Raw genomic sequence first — 16,477 nt, 5'->3', positions numbered from 1 at the left:
GAAACCCCCGACGCTACGGGCGCTTGACCAGCTTGCGGTTCATGAACTCGTCGATGCCGTGCGAACCAAGCTCGCGACCGGTGCCGGAGTTCTTGACTCCACCGAATGGCAGCTCGGGAGCATCCGCGCCAACCTCGTTGATGTAGACCATGCCAGCGTCGATGCCATCAGCGATGCGGTCAGCTTGGGCGGCATCCGTCGTGAAGACGTACGAACCAAGACCGAACGGCGTGGCGTTAGCCAGCTCGATGGCCTCTTCTTCGCTGGCCACGCGGTGCAGCTGGGCAACCGGACCGAAGAACTCCACCGTGTAGGCGGGGTTCTCCGGGCTGATGTTCTCGAGCACTGCTGGGGCAAACTTGGTGCCATCGCGCTTGCCGGTTCCGACCCGCAGAGTGGCGCCAGCAGCGACTGCTTCGGCAACCTGTTCTTCCAAGTTCTTGGCGGCATCCACCGAGCAGAGCGGGCCGAGCTCGGTGCTCTCTTCCATGGGGTCACCGACCGTGATGGCACCCATCGCTGCACTGAACTTTTCCGCGAATTCTTCGTAAAGCGAGTCGATGATGACGAAACGCTTGGCTCCGTTGCAGGCCTGGCCGTTGTTGTCGATGCGAGCCGCAACTGCTGCCTCCACCGTGGCATCCATGTCGTCAGTCGACATCAGGATGAACGGGTCTGAACCGCCCAATTCGAGCACGCTCTTCTTGAGGTTGGCACCGGCGGCGGCACCGACGATTGCACCGGCACGCTCGGAGCCCGTGAGGGAGATTCCTTGGATGCGGGGGTCTTCAACAAGCTTCGCGATTTGATCATTGTCGGCGAGCACATTTTGGTAGCCGCCTACCGGCAAACCGGCTTCGTGAATGAGCGCTTCAAGCATGGCGGACGACTCGGGGCACTGCTGGGCTGGCTTCACCAAAACGGGGTTGCCGAGCACGATGCTTGGGCCAGCGAAACGGGCGATTTGGTAGATCGGAAAGTTCCACGGCATGATGCCCAAGATGGGGCCGATGGGGCTCTTGCGGATCCATGCTGTGCCAGCGCCGGCCGGGATTTGCTCGTCGGCGAGGAACGCTTCAGCGTTGTCGGCGAAGTAGCGAAAAATGTCGGCCGAGAACTCAACTTCTCCTACAGCTTGAGCGAGCGGCTTGCCCATTTCGCGAACGATAATCTCGCCAAATTCGGCGGCACGTTCGGCGAGCAAATCCGCGATGCGAGTGACGATCGCGGCACGCTCTTTTACCTGATCACGGTTCATTCCCCCGTTGTATTCGGAGTGCGCGGCGGCGACGATCTGCTCGATCATTTCGTCGGTGGCAGCGGGGTGCGCTGTGCCCTCTTCGCCAGTGTAGGGATTGATCAATTGGAAGGTCTTCATGAGAGGCTCCTCGCTGCTCGAAAATGACCGGCGACGCCGCCGAGATTCGTTCGTAGGCTACATGCGAAAACCTGAAAGTTGGAAGTTACATTTTTCGGGCGGTGGTTTTTGGCGGCGCTACGAGCCCGCATCGCCCAGGTCAATCGCGGCCAACATCGCCCACAATTCGGCGCGGCCCTGGAAGGTGTCAAGGTTCAGATTGGTGAGGTCGGCGAGCCGCTGCATCCGCGACTTGAGACCGTGCCGGTGGATGCCCAACTCCCGTGCCGCCGGATCCCACTGACCGTTGTGCCGCAGCCACACTTGCGCGGCCCGCAGCAGCGCGAGCCCGTCGGCAGATTCGATGACGCTAGCGAGGCGAGCGTGAGCAATATCGGCCACCGAACTCGACGCCAGCAGACCGAAAAAGCTCTCGCCGACGAGGCTGTCGAATTCGGTGATCGCAGCGGCCGGCGCTGCTTCGAGCGAGCGCACCGCTTGGGTGATCGCGACGGTCAATTCGCTCCAGCCGAGCACCGCCGACAGCCCGACGGTGAGTTCGTTGGCGGCAAAGAATCGTTTCTCGGCTCGCAGCTGGCTCGCATCGATCAGCACCAGCAAGTGCCGACCGTCGGCGACCGCAAAGAACGTGCTCTCGGCGCGGGCTGCCCGACGCTCGAGTACATCGCGAACACTCGCCGTGGTCTGACTCAACTCCAGCGCCGCTACCGCAAAACGTTCCGCCGGCAAATCGATGCCCGCCACCCGCACCGCCCGCCGCACACTGTCGACCCGACCATCCTTCAACAGCTGAAACAACTGCTCCAAAATCGCCCGATGGCCCACCCGCAAATTCTCGGTCTGCTCGAGCGACACCTCCGCGAGCGCCGCCAACACCGTCATCACCGAATTGTCGAGTGCCCCAAATTCGGTGTCGCGCGACCACGCGATGGCCCCGCACAAGCGTCCGCTCGGGCCCAGAGTTTGCACCACGCGGTGTTCGCCAGACAACTGCTCAACGACGCGCGCGCGACGAGCCCGACCCAGCAGAGTCGTGACCGAGCGGCGGATGGCGGGGGCGGCATCCACGGTTCGGCTGGCGGCCGCTGGGCTGGCAGTCGCGCGATCGGCAGTCGCGCGCGCCGCCTTCACGCTGCTTTTTCCGCCGCGCTGAGGTTCGGACCTGTCGCTCACGAGCTCGCCGTCGGCGTCGAAGATCCACACGCCACAGTCGAGGTGCTCGGCGGCGCGGGCAGCTGCGGCGGGCAGACGGCCTTTGCCGACGGCGGCGCTGGCGATGTCGTTTTGGGCGGCGAGGGCGCGGTCGAAGCCGGCGCGCGCTTGCTCGGCTTCGTTGTCGGCGACGAGGCGGCTGATGGCGATGAACGGGATGCGGTACGGCACTTCGAAGAGCGGAAGTCCGGCGGCGGAACACGCGGCGACGAGGCCGGCGGGCACTCCGTGGGTGATCACTTCGGTGCCGAAACCGATCGCCGCGACGCCGGCGCTGACGAGTCTGGCGACGTAGGAATCGAAGTCGGGCACGGCATCCGGGTCGGCAGTGTCGACGAATTGGCGCCCGGTCGTGAGTAGCAATTGGCCCTCGGTGACGAAGGGCGTTGGATCGTCGAGATCGGAGTTATGCACCCACGTGACGGTGCGCTCGAAGGTGTCGGCGGCGGTGAGCGGGCGCAGGGCGAGACGCTCGGTCGCGATCACGTCGGTGAGGGGTGTGGGCATGGCAATCCTCCTGCTGCCATTCTGTCAGCTATTGCTGCAAATATTGCCACTCTGTGTCTGTTGCGCCGAGCATCCGCGAACTAGGTTGAACCAAACGTTCTCTTCGGAGAACACCCTTTTTCTCCACAGATTGGATCGGTGGCCATGACTACTTCCACACTCGCCCCTACGGCCCCGGTTGGCGGCCCCTCGCTTCCGCAGAAGCGCGACCTCGTCACCGCGATCCCCGGACCCCGCTCGCTCGAGCTGCTCGAGCGCAAGAAACAGTCCGTCGCTGCAGCCATCGGCATCACTCTTCCCGTCTTCATCGAAGCTGCCGGCGGCGGCGTTGTTCGCGACGTTGACGGCAACACCCTCATCGACTTCGGTTCCGGCATCGCCGTGACCGGCGTCGGCAACTCGGCCCCCGCCGTTGTCGAAGCCGTCACCGCTCAGGTTGCCCAGTTCACCCACACCTGCTTCATGATCAACGGCTACGAGAGCTACATCGAGGTCGCTGAGAAGCTCAACGAGATCACCCCCGGCACGCACGAGAAGCGCACTGCGCTCTTCAACTCGGGCGCCGAAGCGGTCGAGAACGCGATCAAGATCGCCCGCTACTTCACCGGCAAGCAGGCTGTTGTGGCTTTCGACCACGCGTACCACGGCCGCACCAACCTCACGATGGGCCTCACCGCCAAGTCGATGCCGTACAAGAGCGGCTTTGGCCCCTTCGCGTCAGAGCTTTACCGTGCCCCCATGTCGTACCCCTTCCGCGATGGCGGAATCAGTGGTGAGGATGCCGCAGCCCGCGCCATCCTGCAGATCGAAAAGCAGGTCGGCGCCAGCAACCTCGCCGCGATCATCATCGAGCCCATCCAGGGCGAAGGTGGCTTCATCGAGCCAGCCCCCGGATTCCTGCCAGCCCTCAGCGAATGGGCCACCGCCAACAACGTGATCTTCATCGCTGACGAAGTGCAGACCGGCTTCGCCCGCACCGGAGACTTGTTCGCCTCGAACCACGAAGACCTCGTTCCCGACATCATGGTGACCGCGAAGGGCATCGCCGGCGGCCTCCCGCTTTCGGCTGTCACCGGCCGCGCCGATGTCATGGATGCCGCTCACGTCGGCGGACTCGGTGGAACCTACGGTGGAAACCCCATCGCCTGCGCCGCAGCACTCGCCACGATCCGCACCTTCGAAGAGTCGGGCGCCGTCGAGCGTGCCCGCGAAATCGGAACCATTTTCCGTGGCCGCCTCAACGGACTCCGCGCCGGCGACCCCCGCATCGGTGATGTTCGTGGCCGTGGCGCCATGATCGCCATGGAACTCGTCGACCCCACCACGAAAGAGCCCGACGCTGCCCTCACGTCGAAGGTTGCGGCTGCAGCGCACGCCGCCGGTGTTGTCGTGCTGACCTGCGGAACCTATGGCAACGTCATCCGCTTCCTCCCGCCGCTTTCGATCTCTGATGAACTGATTGCCGACGGCCTCGACGTCGTTCGCGACGCACTCGCCAAGGCCTAACTCGCGGCCAGCGCGCACTGAGCGCGCGTTCAGTGCCCGCCCACGCAGCGCCAAGCCGAAGTTCAGCTAGCGCTGTTTGACTGACTTGCAGATTTCCCCACCACGAAAGGTGCACACCGTATGACGAACTCCACCGAAACCCAGCTTCTTGAAGCAGTGCCGAACCAGTTGTTCATCGGCGGCGAGTGGGTTGCCGCAACAGGCAGCAAGACGCTCGACGTGACCGACCCCGCTACCGGCAAGGTCATCCGCACTATTGCGGATGCTTCGGCAGAGGATGGCATGCGCGCACTCGACGCTGCGGTCGCCGCTCAGGACGCCTGGGCCGCAACGCCCGCCCGGGAACGTGGCGAGATTCTGCGTCGCACCTTCGACCTCGTGCAGAAGCACCGCGACGACATCGCCCTGCTGATGACGCTCGAGATGGGCAAGCCGCTCGCCGAGGCCAACGGTGAAGTCACCTACGGCGGCGAGTTCTTGCGCTGGTTCAGCGAAGAGGCCGTGCGCATTTCGGGCCGTTTCGGCAACACGCCTGAGGGCACCGGTCGCATGATCGTGTCGCAGCGCCCGGTCGGGCCAAGCTTCCTCATTACGCCGTGGAACTTCCCGCTCGCGATGGCGACGCGCAAGATTGCGCCCGCGTTGGCGGCTGGATGCACGGTCGTCGTGAAGCCCGCAGCGCTCACGCCCCTCAGCACTCTGTTCCTCGCGAAGCTCTTCGTAGAAGCTGGCCTTCCCGCCGGCGTGCTCAACGTGGTGACGACGTCGAGCTCGTCCGAAGTGTCGGAGCCGATCATTGCCGACTCTCGCCTGCGCAAGCTCTCGTTCACCGGCTCCACCCCGGTCGGCAAAGCCCTCATCAAGCAAGCCTCCGAAAACGTTCTGCGCACGTCGATGGAACTCGGCGGCAACGCCCCGTTCGTTGTCTTCGAAGACGCTGACCTCGACAAGGCTGTAGACGGCGCGATTGCGGCCAAGTTCCGCAACATCGGCCAGGCCTGCACCGCCGCCAACCGCTTCATCGTGCACAGCTCGGTTGCGGCTGAGTTCGCCGACAAGATTGCCGCCCGTGTCGCCGATATGAAGATCGGTCGCGGCACCGAAGACGGCGTCACCATCGGCCCGCTCATCAATGACAAGGCTGTCGACAAGGCAGACGAGTTGGTTCAGGATGCCGTCAAGCGCGGCGCGACACTTGTCGCCGGCGGCAAGCGCGTCGAGGGCGATGGAAGCTTCTATGAGCCCACGATCGTGTCAAGCGTTCCCGCCGACAGCGACATCCTGCGCGAAGAAATCTTCGGCCCGGTTGTCTCGATCGTTGAGTTCACCGACGAAGCCGAAGGTGTACGCCTCGCGAACGACACCGAATATGGTCTCGTCTCGTATGTGTTCACCGAAAGCCTTGCCCGCGGAAACCGGATGATCGATGCTCTCGACACCGGAATGATGGGTCTCAACGTTGGCGTACTTTCCAACGCAGCCGCCCCCTTCGGCGGAGTCAAGCAGTCCGGCATCGGTCGCGAAGGCGGCTCGGAAGGCATCCACGAGTACCTCTCTACTAAGTACACGCTCGTTCCCCACAGCTAATGTGCGATTGTATCCCGTCAATGCATCTAGAGGAATGCCCTCTGTGCGTTGACGAGCCCCACATCACACGCGGCTACAACTAGATTCCCGTGAGCGAGTGGCCCCACCTAGTGCCGGGGCTGCTCGCTTTCTGGGTTAAGGGTGGCCGCAGGGCGCTCGGCTACGCTTGAGGCTCTGCCGCACACGTTGTTTGCGGTGCCTCGCCACCGAAAGAGTCCCCATGTCTGAGCACCTGTTCGCCACTCTGCGACGTTGGCCCGACGTGGAAGCCCCCAACCTTTTTGCGGTGGATGCCAGCGACCGTCTCATTCTTGACGAGGCTGCTCCGCAGTTGGCCGACATCCAGCCGGGCGAACTGGTGGTGATGGGTGACAACTATGGAGCACTCACGCTCGGGGCCGCCACGATGCACAACTGTCGCGGCATCCGCGTGTTCCAAGATTCGTTGGTGTCGGAGCTTGCTCTAGCCGAGAACGCGGGTGACCTCGCCCCGCACTACAGCTCGCACGCTTTGGGCGCCGAGTTGCTCGAGGGTGCCCGGCTCGTGTTGATGCAGTTGCCGCGCAGCCTGGCCGAGTTGGATGAATGGGCCCAGGCTATTGCCCGCTTCGCGTCGCCTGACGTGACCGTGATTTCGGGTGGCCGCATCAAGCACATGACGTTGGCGATGAATGAGGTGCTCGGTCGCTCCTTCGACGATGTGAACGCGGGCCGTGGGCGTCAGAAGTCCCGCACGCTCACCTCCTTGGGCGCAAAGCGCGAGGCTCAAGAAGCTCGCTACCCGGTCACGTCGGTGTTGCGGGAGCCAGAACTTCCCGTTGACGAGTTAACGGTCAGCGCCCACGGTGGAGCTTTCGCCGGTGCAGCCCTCGACATGGGCACGCGATTCTTGTTGACGTTCTTGCCTGAGATGAAGACGGATGCCGCCACCGCAGTTGACCTCGGCAGCGGCACCGGGGTGCTCGCCGTTTCGCTCGCCCTCGCCCGCCCCGACCTGCACGTGGTTGCCGTTGACCAGTCCAGTGCCGCCGTAGCATCGACCCGCGAAACAGCCGACGCCAACGGTGTCGGAACGCGAGTTGAGGCTGCGCGCGAAGACGCCCTCACCGAACGGCCGACAGCCAGTGCTGATCTGATCGTGTGCAATCCGCCCTTCCACACGGGAGCCACTGTGCACGCGGGTGTTGCTCTGCGGATGCTGGCTGACGCCCGCCGCGTGCTCAAACCCGGCGGAGAACTGTGGGTAGTTTTCAACACCCATCTCGGGTACCGCGACTTCCTGAACCGCACCGTCGGCCCCACCCGCCAGGCCGGACGCAACAGCAAGTTCACCGTGACGGTGTCGGTGCGAGCGTAGCGCTGCAGCACTTCGATAAACGCCGATGGAGGTAGCGATGGAACCGCAGAAGAATTACTTTGAGGTCACGTGGAAATCCACCGGTGATGCGTCTCGCGTCGCCGACCCTGTTAACCACGACTTCGATTTCAGTAGGAGACTTCGGCGACTAGGTCGGCTCACTGAGATTCCCGACCTTCGCTGGACTTGGCCGAACTCCGAGCATCCACCCGGCGACATCGTGGTGGCGGCCGATGGCGTGCGCGTAGTGAGCCAAAGGATGAAAGATATTCTTGAGTCACACCAAACGGTGGATGATGAGATCCAGTGGTTGCCGGGCACGGTCATCGGTCCCAACGGGATCGAACAGCCTCACTGGGTCCCGCACTTCCCTCAACAGCTCGATCTCTACGACCACGAGCACTCCACGTTCGGCCCAAACGGACTTCCGATCCGCTATGTACTCTCGGCATCGAAGTTGGCATCGCACGCGGTCACGATCATGGGAGCTAAAGCCATGACGTTCGTACTCGCAGAACGCGTCGTCGATGACCTCAAGAGCGCCGGATGCACCGGTCTCATGTACATGAAGCTGCGAGTAGGGCCGTAGTTCCTCACGCGGTTCCAGTCGCTGCCCACTTCTCCATCTGCTCGCGGAGGTGGTTCGGAGTGAGCATGAATTTGGGCTCGAGCTCCTCCCAGCCAGGTTCTTTTGCACGTCGGCTATACGCTGCGTGATCCGCCCCCATGGGGAGCTGCTCGTCGAGGGGGTCACCCGCCGTGCCCATGAGACTGAGGTGGTAGATCCACACTTGGCCATCCGCTTCGGTGCTTTTAAACGTGGCTTCAAAGATCTGGCGCTCAGCTGACACCGCTGCTTCGTGCTCATCATAGCGATCGTTGAGCTCGTTCATCCATTCCTCAAAAACCGGCTCTTGCCCGGGTTTCAGAGGAGCACGGCTTAGCTCGAGGCGCATACCGGGCGGAACGGATGATGGCATCTCAAAGCCCTCGAAATCTCGCGGGTGCGGCGTGAACTGGGAGCCTGACGGCTCAGCGTCATCAGATTCCGTCACGCGGGATCTACCTCGTCGGGCGATTTCGCCACACTCTTACGGCGCCGCGCGCTTCGAACGACGACGTAGATCGTGTGTGACCAGATCGGGACTATGGAGATGAATCCCAACAAGTCGTTGGTGGCGCCGCCCTCAATATAGAGAATGTTAAGCCCAGTCAGCCACACGATGGCCGCAACAAACCACGCCACGGCCCACCATGGCGACAAGAAGCGCCTGAGCTTTTCCCTTGCACTTGTCATGAGTTCCCTCACTGATTGCTCATTGAAACCGCAACGCGTTTGATAGCGGTGGCCGAACATGAGCAATTTACCACTCCGGGAGCGAGTTGTCTGCGGCGTCCACATCGCACCTGCCGACGAGACACTAGCGTTCTTGCGACTACTCCCGCGAGAAGGCCGAAGCACGCGCGATCTGCTCGGGCGTCGGCGTAACTCCGGTGTAGCGAACGAACTGCGCCGCGGCCTGGAGCGCGATGACTTCGGCGCCCGTGATGACGAGTTTTTCGGCATCCCGGGCGGCCCGAATGAGCGGAGTCTCGGCTGGGAACGCCACCACGTCGAACACCGTCTGCGCGGCGTGGATGTGGTCGCGCGTGAACGCGAGTTCGTCGGCGGCGTCTCCCGCCATCCCGAGCGGAGTCACGTTGACGATCACCGCGTGGCCGGGCTGCGGATCGACACTCACGGCGCGGTAGCCATACTTTGTGGCGATTGCTTCGCCAGCCTCCACGTTGCGGGCGAGCACCGTCACATCAGCAAAGCCGGCACCGTGGAAGGCGGCGACGACCGCTTTGGCCATGCCACCCGAGCCGCGAACCAGCACTGACGAAGACGGGTCGAGCTGGTGGCGTGCGATCAGGTCGGCCACGGCCTCATAGTCGGTGTTGGATGCCGTAAGCACGCCGTCATTGTTCACGATCGTGTTCACCGACTCGATCGCCGCGGCGGAGTGCTCGACAACATCCACAAGCTCAAGCACTGCCTCTTTGAACGGCATCGAAACGGAACAACCCCGGATGCCCAGGCCCCTGACCCCGGCGATGGCATCCTCAATGTTGCTCGTCGTGAAGGCTTTGTAGATGAAGTTCAGGCCGAGCTCTTCGTACAGATAGTTGTGAAAGCGCGTGCCGAGATTGGAGGGCCGCGCGGCCAACGAGATGCACAGCGTCATGTCTTTATTCAGGATCGGCATTGACCCATTATGGTCGCGGCTTGAACGAGTATCCCGTGCTCAGCACGGCGGCGGGGACGGATGTAGGTTGCCAGCGGCGACTGCGAAACCTCGACCCGCCCACACCCGACGGCTTCAACCCAATCCCGGATTTTTTCTCACCGTCAGCGCAAACTGCGGACTACAGCACTATCGTGACGTAATGGGGATCACGCTAGCAATCATCGGTGTACTCGTTGTCGTCTTGCCCGGTTTGTGGCCGCTTTGGCGAAAATGGGAGATTGCTCGAGAGAGTGAAACGAGTCCCCGAAAGCGGATGTCGGGTGGATTCATCGCCCCCTTCGACGAAGTTTTTCATCCCACGGCATACTCCGCGCATCTCCTGTGGGAAGCTGAACAATCGATCCCCGCTCCCGCCCCAGACAGCGACGACGACAACGCACTGCCCGATCTCGCCGACGGCAGAATAGTCATTCATGTGAATGACAACGCCTGAGCGCACCAAGTCAGCGTTACCAACGCATCACGCACTTCGCCTCACGCTGTGTGTCACGAGACGTCGCAGTAATGCCATAGAAGCATCAGTTAGAGCGCACAACTGATACTTCTATGGCATTACTGGAGCACGCTCCGCAGGAAAGATGGCTGCGGTACGCTCGCCCGAGGAGCCAATCGTGAACTTAATTCAAGCTAGGGAGCAATACCTAGTGTGACTAGCGATAACGAGATCATCTGGAGGTCGTGGGATAACCCTGCGGTCTTTGCGGAGATGTACGACCGCCATGCGACGACCGTCTATCGGTATGCCGCACGGCGAGCGGGCGTTGACACAGCGGATGACATCATGGCCGAAACTTTTCTGGTGGCTTTCGAGCGGCGAAACCGCTTCGATAGCGCCTTCGAGAGCGCTTTGCCGTGGTTGCTCGGAATCGCGACGGTGCTGATCCGCAAACATCGGGGTTCTGAGGCGCGGTTCTTGCGCGCGGTTGTGGCCTCTGGGCCACCAGCGACGGTCGTCGAGAATCACGATGATCGCCTCGACGCAGAACTCTCCGTTCGGGCTTTGGCGGGAGCGATTCGCAAGCTGCCTGCTCGCGACCGGGATGCGCTGCTGCTGTACGCGTGGGGCGACCTCGACTATGAGGGCGTTGCACTCGCCTTGAGCATTCCCGTCGGGACTGTTCGGTCACGTCTCAATCGCGCGCGGCGAGTGCTGCGCCTATCCGCTGGCATCACGCCAGCACAGGAGGTGGATCGTGGACGAACTTCAACAGCTCCGAGCATTCGGTAACGATGTCGCTGACCCATCGATCGACGCGGTCCGTCGCGGCCGCCGAGCCCTAATTGAGCACATTGCGGCGCAACCAGCGATCGCGAGAGCCAACCCCCGCAAGCGCATCGCTTTGTTTAGCGGCGTTTCCGCGCTTGCCGCCGGCGCGCTCGTGACCACTCTCGTATTCACCGACGTGCTCGGCTTGGCTGGCTGGCAAGGTGGGGCGGATGCTGCTGCCGCGTCCGCCTTAAGCGATGCCGCCGCCGCCGCTATAGAGAATTCCGATCCCGTCGTCGGGGCGGGGCAATACTTGAAGGTCGACACCGAGGCGGTCTTTAGGACGGGAGTGCAGACCGCGGAGTGGGAGCACTTTGCCTATCTAGGAACCCAAAACTCACAACTGTATATTCCTGCCGACAATTCAGACGAGTGGGTGCGCGTATCCGAACCACGAGCAGCGATCAAGGTCTTCGGTGAGGGCTTCGAAGAGGAAGCGCAGGAGTCTGCCCGGGCAGGCTTCGAGGAAGAGGAAATCAGCCGGGCACCATTCGGCGGTTTCGACAATTCGAAACCACGCGACTGGAGGTTGGATGAGCTGCCGCGCGACCCCCAGCGGCTGCTCAACTACATCTATCGGGTTACCGCTGGTCACGGGGTGAGCGCCGACGGGCAAGCATTCGAGTTCATCTCCGCGACGCTGCGCACCGGCGTGGTTCCGGCGGAGCTTCGTGCCGCGCTTTATCGGGCCGCGGCGGGGATTCCTGGCGTTGAAATCACCGATGAGGCAGCCACACTCAACGGTCGAACCGGAGTCGCTTTCGGCCGGGAAGAAAGCGATGGATTTCTCCATGAAATCATCATCGACCCGGATACGGGGCTCCTCATCGGCGAGCGCATTGTCCAGCTTGTCGACAGCAAGTTCGTGCCGGTGTTTGCGGGAGAAGTTATCGGGTGGACAGCGATCACCACAACTGTGGTCGATGAGGCGCCCACAGGCGGCTCGCTGTGCGGCAATGGCGGCGAACCGCTGAACGGCCTCGGCAGTGGCTTTTGCACTGACCCCGATAGGCCGCAGACCGACTGACTCGTGACCGAAATCCTTTTCCCGAGCACTTGTCATTAATCGCGCGCTGGCCGACGATAAGAACATGCATTTCGCTGGGGTCACCCCTTGCCCGACTGAACCCGACCCTTCTGCGAGAGTGCATCGACCGCAACGGCCGCGAGAAGTACGAGTCCAGTGATGACAAATTTCTCGCCGGAGCCGAGGCCAAGCAGGCCGAGTCCGTTGTCGATCGCGGCAATAACAAGTGCACCCAGAATCGCCGAACGGGCGCTACCGCGACCACCGAACAGCGAAGTACCGCCGATCACTGCTGCCGCAATTGAGTAGAGCAACAATGAGCCACCGCCCGCATTGCTATCGACGGAGCGCAGTCGTGAAGCCAGGATGATCCCGCCCGTCACGGCCATTGATGAACAGATCATGAAGCAAATGATGCGCACGCGGTCGGTGTTGATACCGGCGCGACGAGCCGCCTCGATGCTGCCACCAATCGCGTAAACCCAGATTCCAAATTTTGTTCGGGTGAGAACGAAGGTGCAGAGCAGAAAGAGCACTCCGACCAGCACGAAGACGTAAGGAATACCGCGGCTGAGGTTCGAGACCAGCACGATTGCCCCGCCAAACACGGCGAGCGCGCCTACCCGCAACCCGATAATCGACAGCGGGTCGACTGCGAGGCTGTTCTTCTGACGCTGGGCTCGGCGCACCAGTTGCGCTGCACCGTAGGCGAGAACACAGATCGCCAGAAGACCCCACGCGATGGCCGGCAGCAGGAACTCGCTCGCCAGGCCAACGACAGTCTTGTCTTGAATGATGATTGATCCGCGGCTGCCGATGAGCAGCAAGACCACACCATTCCAGCCTAGGAATCCCGCGAGCGTCACCACGAACGAGGGGATCTTCAGTTTCGTAATGAGTAGGCCGTGCAGGAGGCCGATGAGAGCGCCAGCGAAAACAGCACCGACGAGCGCAACCCCGGTGGGGAGCTGAACGCCATCCGGAAGCAAGAAAAGGGCGGTGAGTACCGCACCCACCCCGGAGACGTAGCCAAGCGACAGGTCAATCTCGCCGATGAGCAGCACAAAAACGACCCCCATGGCGATGGTGGCCATGGCGGCGCCTTGCACCATCAGGTTGACGAAGTTGCCGGCCGTGAGAAAGTTGCTGTTCATCGACTGGAACACGACAGCGATCACGAGAAGCCCGATAACGATGGGCAGTGAGCCCAGCTCTCCGTTGCGCAGGCCCAAATACCAGTTGCTGGCGTACTGGCGAAGAGTGACCGGCTCGGGGACCGGGGCCAAATTTTTGGTGACAGGTGCAGCGCTCACGACAGGGTCTCCTCATTCTGGCCGGGGACGGTGGAGAGGCCGCCGGCGGTGATTGCTTCAACGACGGTGGTCTGCGTGACACTGCGCCGATCAAATTCGGCGACGTTCTGACCGAGCCGCAACACCACGATGCGGTCGGCGACCTCAAAGACGTCGTGCAGGTTGTGGGAGATCAGGATGACTCCAAGACCTTGCTCGCCGAGGCGACGCACCAGCTCAAGAACTTGCCGCGTCTGGGCTACGCCGAGAGCCGCGGTCGGTTCGTCGAGGATCACCAGTTGCGCACTCCACATCACCGCTTTTGCGACGGCGACGGATTGGCGCTGTCCTCCCGAGAGACCGGCGACGCTCTGACGCACCGATCGGATGGTCGTTACTCCCAGTTGATCGAGCACCGCCAGCGCGCGACGTTCCATGTCTGTGCGATCGAGTTGGAATGTCTTGGTGAGCACCTCACGCCCCAGAAACATGTTCTCGACGACATCGAGGTTGTCGGCCAACGCCAGATCCTGGTAAACGACCTCAATGCCGAGATCCGCTGCGTGCCGCGGGGAACGCACCGTCACCGGTTTGCCCTTCCACAGGATCTGACCGCTACTGAGGGGGTGGATGCCCGCGATGGATTTGATCAGCGTCGATTTTCCGGCACCGTTGTCGCCCACCAGGGCCACAATCTCGCCGGGGCTGACAGTGAGGTCGACGTCATACAGCGCCTGCACGGCACCAAACTGCTTGGAAACGCCCTTGAGTTCGAGCGCTGGCGTTGCGGTCATGGTTCCCTTTCCGATCGAAGAAGTCATTTCGAGGTAGTCATTTTGAGGTAGTCGTTTCGAGGCTGTGCTTAGGACATCGCGATTTCGACGTTGTCTGCGACTTCGCCAAGCATTGTGTAGTCGCAGCGCGTTTCTTGAAGGAACGATCCGGGGACAAATTCGTTGACCGGGCCGTGCGCGACAAGCCGTGCGATGAAGCGCTGCCAGGAGATCCCGCCTCCGAGGTAGCCGTCGAGCCAGAATGAACGGTGCTTTGCGCCGAGAATATCTTTCGGCCCGACAGTGGCTGCCATGGGTGGCACCCACGACCAGTCGGCACCGAAAGAGTGCAACGCGTTTTGCATAACGGTCATCGGGTTGAGCTCAACGATGCGCCCGGGGGCGGCACGATAGGCGTCGAGGTCACCGTCAAATTCGGCGCCGAGTTGGGGCTCCCAAAAGGCGATGTGGCCACTCCATCCGATGCCGCCGTAGCAAACGTCGGCGCCGCCGGCATCCTCGATCATCGTCGAATAGTCACCGATGTTGGCCGTGCTCGGAAAGTGGATGTTCTCTTCCTTCGGACGAAGATCTTCATCGATGCGTCCCAAGAAGTTTTGCCACATGGCGGTGCGGAACGATCCTTCCCATTCGGGCGGTGCGGTCTCGCCGTGCTCGTTCGCATACTCGTCCATGTTGAAAGTACGCACGTGCGCCAAGCTCAGTCGTTCCTCGTTAATGATGCGCGCCGCTTCGGCATACTGCGGCACTGGTCCGACGGGCAGAATGCCCACAAAATCTCGGCTCTCATCGCGAGCCTCGCGAATCCGGTCAACCAGATCATTGGCGAACGCTTGATAGAACGCCGTCTTGTCATCTTCAACTCGGATGCGAAAGTCAGGGTTGGCGTGCTGGGTGATTTCCTCGCGCGTGATCTTCCGCGCCGCTATGCAGGCTTCCATGTCGCGGAACGGCAGGAAGGTCGAGGCAGAATAGCTGAAGCTCATGGCGAGAATCTCCTTATTACTGGTTCTGTTTCACGGTGAGAAAAGAGAAAGTGGTTTCCTCGGCGACTTCCATGGCACGACGAACGGCACCGAGTGCGGTTCCGTCATCTCCGAGAGCGCTGAGGGCGATAGCGGGCGGGTACGGGGTGATGTTTTCGATGACATCGCGGATGGGCTGCAGCACAACCTCTCCGGCATTCGTAATTCCGCCACCAATCAGAATGAGTTCGGGGTTCAACGTTGTCGCGATACTGGCGAGCCCGCGGCCGAGCCGGGCGAGGAGCATCGAAGTGATCTCGAGTGCTGCAGGGTCTCCCTGCGCTGCCGCGTCAAAGACGATCCGGGCGGTGACCCCCTCAGGGTTTCCCCCGGCAAGTTCTAGGAGCAGTGCTCCGGCATCCGTTGCGGCGACCCGCATTCCGTGGCGACGGTAAGCCTGCCCACCAGCGAACCATTCGAAGGCGCCGGCGGATGACTCCGGAGGCACATCTTCGTCTTCGCCGCCGGTTACGAGATAAGCGATTTCTCCCGCGGCGCCGTTGCTGCCGCGATAGATTTTGCCTCCCATGAGGATGGCGCCTCCGATGCCAATCCCTAGCTGTACGAAAATCACGTCGACAGCGTCGCGAGCCCGGCCCATCCATCGCTCGGCAAGAAGGGAGAGATGCGATTCGTTTTCAATCACGATGGGGCAGTCGGCGAGGTCACTCAGCTCGGTGGCTAAGTCGAGCCCGTCCCAGCCCTGAATTTGAGGCGCGAGAGAGATTTTTCCGGTGCTCGGGTCGACGACGCCAGGCGTGCCGATGGTGATGGCGTGCAGGTCGCTGGCTGAGACCGAAGCCTCAGTGAGAACGTGAGCTGTGACGGCTCGGATGGTGTTCAGAACATCTTCGCTGCGCACGGGTTGCGTGTGCTGAATTCGGGCTTCGGCGACGACCTTGCCCGAGAGATCTGCCAGCTTCGCGGCGGAGTTATCCGCGCCGGTGTCGATGCCGATTACATAGCCGAGGGTCGCCCGGAAACTGAGCAATTTCGCTCGCGGGCCGGGTCGTTTTGGTCCGTGGTCTGGCGAGGAATCTACCTCGTCGACGTAGCCTTTGTCGAGCAGCAACTCGACGATGTGAGCGATCGTTGGGGTGGATAGTCCGGTCTCGCGAGCGAGGGCCGGGCGTGAGATGGGACCACGATCACGGATCGAGCCCAACACCGCTACCGTGTTGAGTCGACGCATCAAACTCGGAGAGTCTGCCGTAATCGTGGTCCGCACCATGGT

General features: G+C 62.0%; 16 protein-coding genes. 7 read left to right on the top strand and 9 right to left on the bottom strand.

Annotation, left to right across the window (positions count from 1 at the left end):
- Positions 1-13 precede the first annotated feature (13 nt).
- Positions 14-1,378 carry an NAD-dependent succinate-semialdehyde dehydrogenase gene (locus FFT87_RS03215; RefSeq protein ID WP_219949927.1) on the bottom strand — a complete coding sequence of 455 codons (1,365 nt, stop codon included), beginning with the start codon at positions 1,376-1,378 and terminating at the stop codon, positions 14-16.
- Positions 1,379-1,495: 117 nt separating this feature from the next.
- Complete coding sequence (locus FFT87_RS03210) at positions 1,496-3,097, bottom strand: PucR family transcriptional regulator (protein ID WP_219949926.1); 1,602 nt, start codon at positions 3,095-3,097, stop codon at positions 1,496-1,498.
- Between the two features lie 144 nt (positions 3,098-3,241).
- Between FFT87_RS03210 and gabT the strand changes: the two genes are divergently transcribed.
- The 4 genes from gabT to FFT87_RS03190 all read left to right on the top strand — a co-directional run bounded on the left by gabT (position 3,242) and on the right by FFT87_RS03190 (position 8,136).
- The gene (gabT, locus tag FFT87_RS03205; protein WP_219949925.1) at positions 3,242-4,603 is read left to right on the top strand and encodes a 4-aminobutyrate--2-oxoglutarate transaminase; all 1,362 of its coding nucleotides are present in this window, start codon (positions 3,242-3,244) and stop codon (positions 4,601-4,603) included.
- A 120-nt stretch (positions 4,604-4,723) separates the two neighbouring features.
- Positions 4,724-6,190, top strand: coding sequence for an NAD-dependent succinate-semialdehyde dehydrogenase (locus FFT87_RS03200; protein ID WP_219949924.1), 1,467 nt, complete (start codon positions 4,724-4,726; stop codon positions 6,188-6,190).
- A 220-nt stretch (positions 6,191-6,410) separates the two neighbouring features.
- Entirely contained in the window at positions 6,411-7,547 is a 1,137-nt protein-coding gene (locus FFT87_RS03195) for a methyltransferase (protein ID WP_219949923.1), read from the top strand.
- A 37-nt stretch (positions 7,548-7,584) separates the two neighbouring features.
- A complete protein-coding gene (locus FFT87_RS03190; RefSeq protein WP_219949922.1) occupies positions 7,585-8,136 on the top strand; it encodes an imm11 family protein in 552 nt (183 codons plus the stop codon).
- Positions 8,137-8,140: 4 nt separating this feature from the next.
- On the opposite strand, the gene FFT87_RS03185 is transcribed toward FFT87_RS03190, so the two are convergent.
- The 3 genes from FFT87_RS03185 to FFT87_RS03175 form a co-directional block, all read right to left on the bottom strand.
- Complete coding sequence (locus FFT87_RS03185; protein ID WP_255560033.1) at positions 8,141-8,602, bottom strand: DUF6176 family protein; 462 nt, start codon at positions 8,600-8,602, stop codon at positions 8,141-8,143.
- A complete protein-coding gene (locus FFT87_RS03180) occupies positions 8,599-8,844 on the bottom strand; it encodes a hypothetical protein (protein WP_219949921.1) in 246 nt (81 codons plus the stop codon). Before FFT87_RS03180 ends, FFT87_RS03185 begins: the two co-directional genes overlap by 4 nt.
- Positions 8,845-8,983: 139 nt before the next feature.
- A complete protein-coding gene (locus tag FFT87_RS03175) occupies positions 8,984-9,796 on the bottom strand; it encodes a shikimate 5-dehydrogenase (RefSeq protein ID WP_219949920.1) in 813 nt (270 codons plus the stop codon).
- Positions 9,797-9,977: 181 nt separating this feature from the next.
- Between FFT87_RS03175 and FFT87_RS03170 the strand changes: the two genes are divergently transcribed.
- From FFT87_RS03170 to FFT87_RS03160, 3 genes are all read left to right on the top strand, one after another.
- A complete protein-coding gene (locus tag FFT87_RS03170) occupies positions 9,978-10,271 on the top strand; it encodes a hypothetical protein (protein ID WP_219949919.1) in 294 nt (97 codons plus the stop codon).
- A gap of 213 nt (positions 10,272-10,484) precedes the next feature.
- A complete protein-coding gene (locus tag FFT87_RS03165; protein WP_255560032.1) occupies positions 10,485-11,066 on the top strand; it encodes an RNA polymerase sigma factor in 582 nt (193 codons plus the stop codon).
- Positions 11,032-12,132 carry a CU044_5270 family protein gene (locus FFT87_RS03160; RefSeq protein ID WP_219949918.1) on the top strand — a complete coding sequence of 367 codons (1,101 nt, stop codon included), beginning with the start codon at positions 11,032-11,034 and terminating at the stop codon, positions 12,130-12,132. Before FFT87_RS03165 ends, FFT87_RS03160 begins: the two co-directional genes overlap by 35 nt.
- An 80-nt stretch (positions 12,133-12,212) precedes the next feature.
- Here the strand turns inward: FFT87_RS03160 and FFT87_RS03155 are convergent, their stop codons facing one another.
- From FFT87_RS03155 to FFT87_RS03140, 4 genes are read right to left on the bottom strand one after another with little or no spacing between them, the layout of a single operon-like run.
- The gene (locus FFT87_RS03155) at positions 12,213-13,445 is read right to left on the bottom strand and encodes a sugar ABC transporter permease (RefSeq protein WP_219949917.1); all 1,233 of its coding nucleotides are present in this window, start codon (positions 13,443-13,445) and stop codon (positions 12,213-12,215) included.
- On the bottom strand, positions 13,442-14,245 hold the full coding sequence (locus FFT87_RS03150) for an ATP-binding cassette domain-containing protein (protein ID WP_219949916.1): 804 nt from the start codon (positions 14,243-14,245) through the stop codon (positions 13,442-13,444). The genes FFT87_RS03155 and FFT87_RS03150 overlap by 4 nt, the downstream gene beginning before the upstream one ends.
- Before the next feature lie 41 nt (positions 14,246-14,286).
- Complete coding sequence (locus FFT87_RS03145; RefSeq protein WP_219949915.1) at positions 14,287-15,204, bottom strand: hypothetical protein; 918 nt, start codon at positions 15,202-15,204, stop codon at positions 14,287-14,289.
- A gap of 16 nt (positions 15,205-15,220) precedes the next feature.
- A complete protein-coding gene (locus FFT87_RS03140; RefSeq protein WP_219949914.1) occupies positions 15,221-16,474 on the bottom strand; it encodes an ROK family transcriptional regulator in 1,254 nt (417 codons plus the stop codon).
- Between the last annotated feature and the right edge of the window lie 3 nt (positions 16,475-16,477).

The sequence above is a fragment of the Salinibacterium sp. M195 genome (assembly GCF_019443965.1).
GTDB lineage: Bacteria > Actinomycetota > Actinomycetes > Actinomycetales > Microbacteriaceae > Rhodoglobus.
The sequence above is the reverse complement of the archived record's forward strand: the minus strand, read 5'-3'. Positions and strand labels throughout refer to the sequence as shown.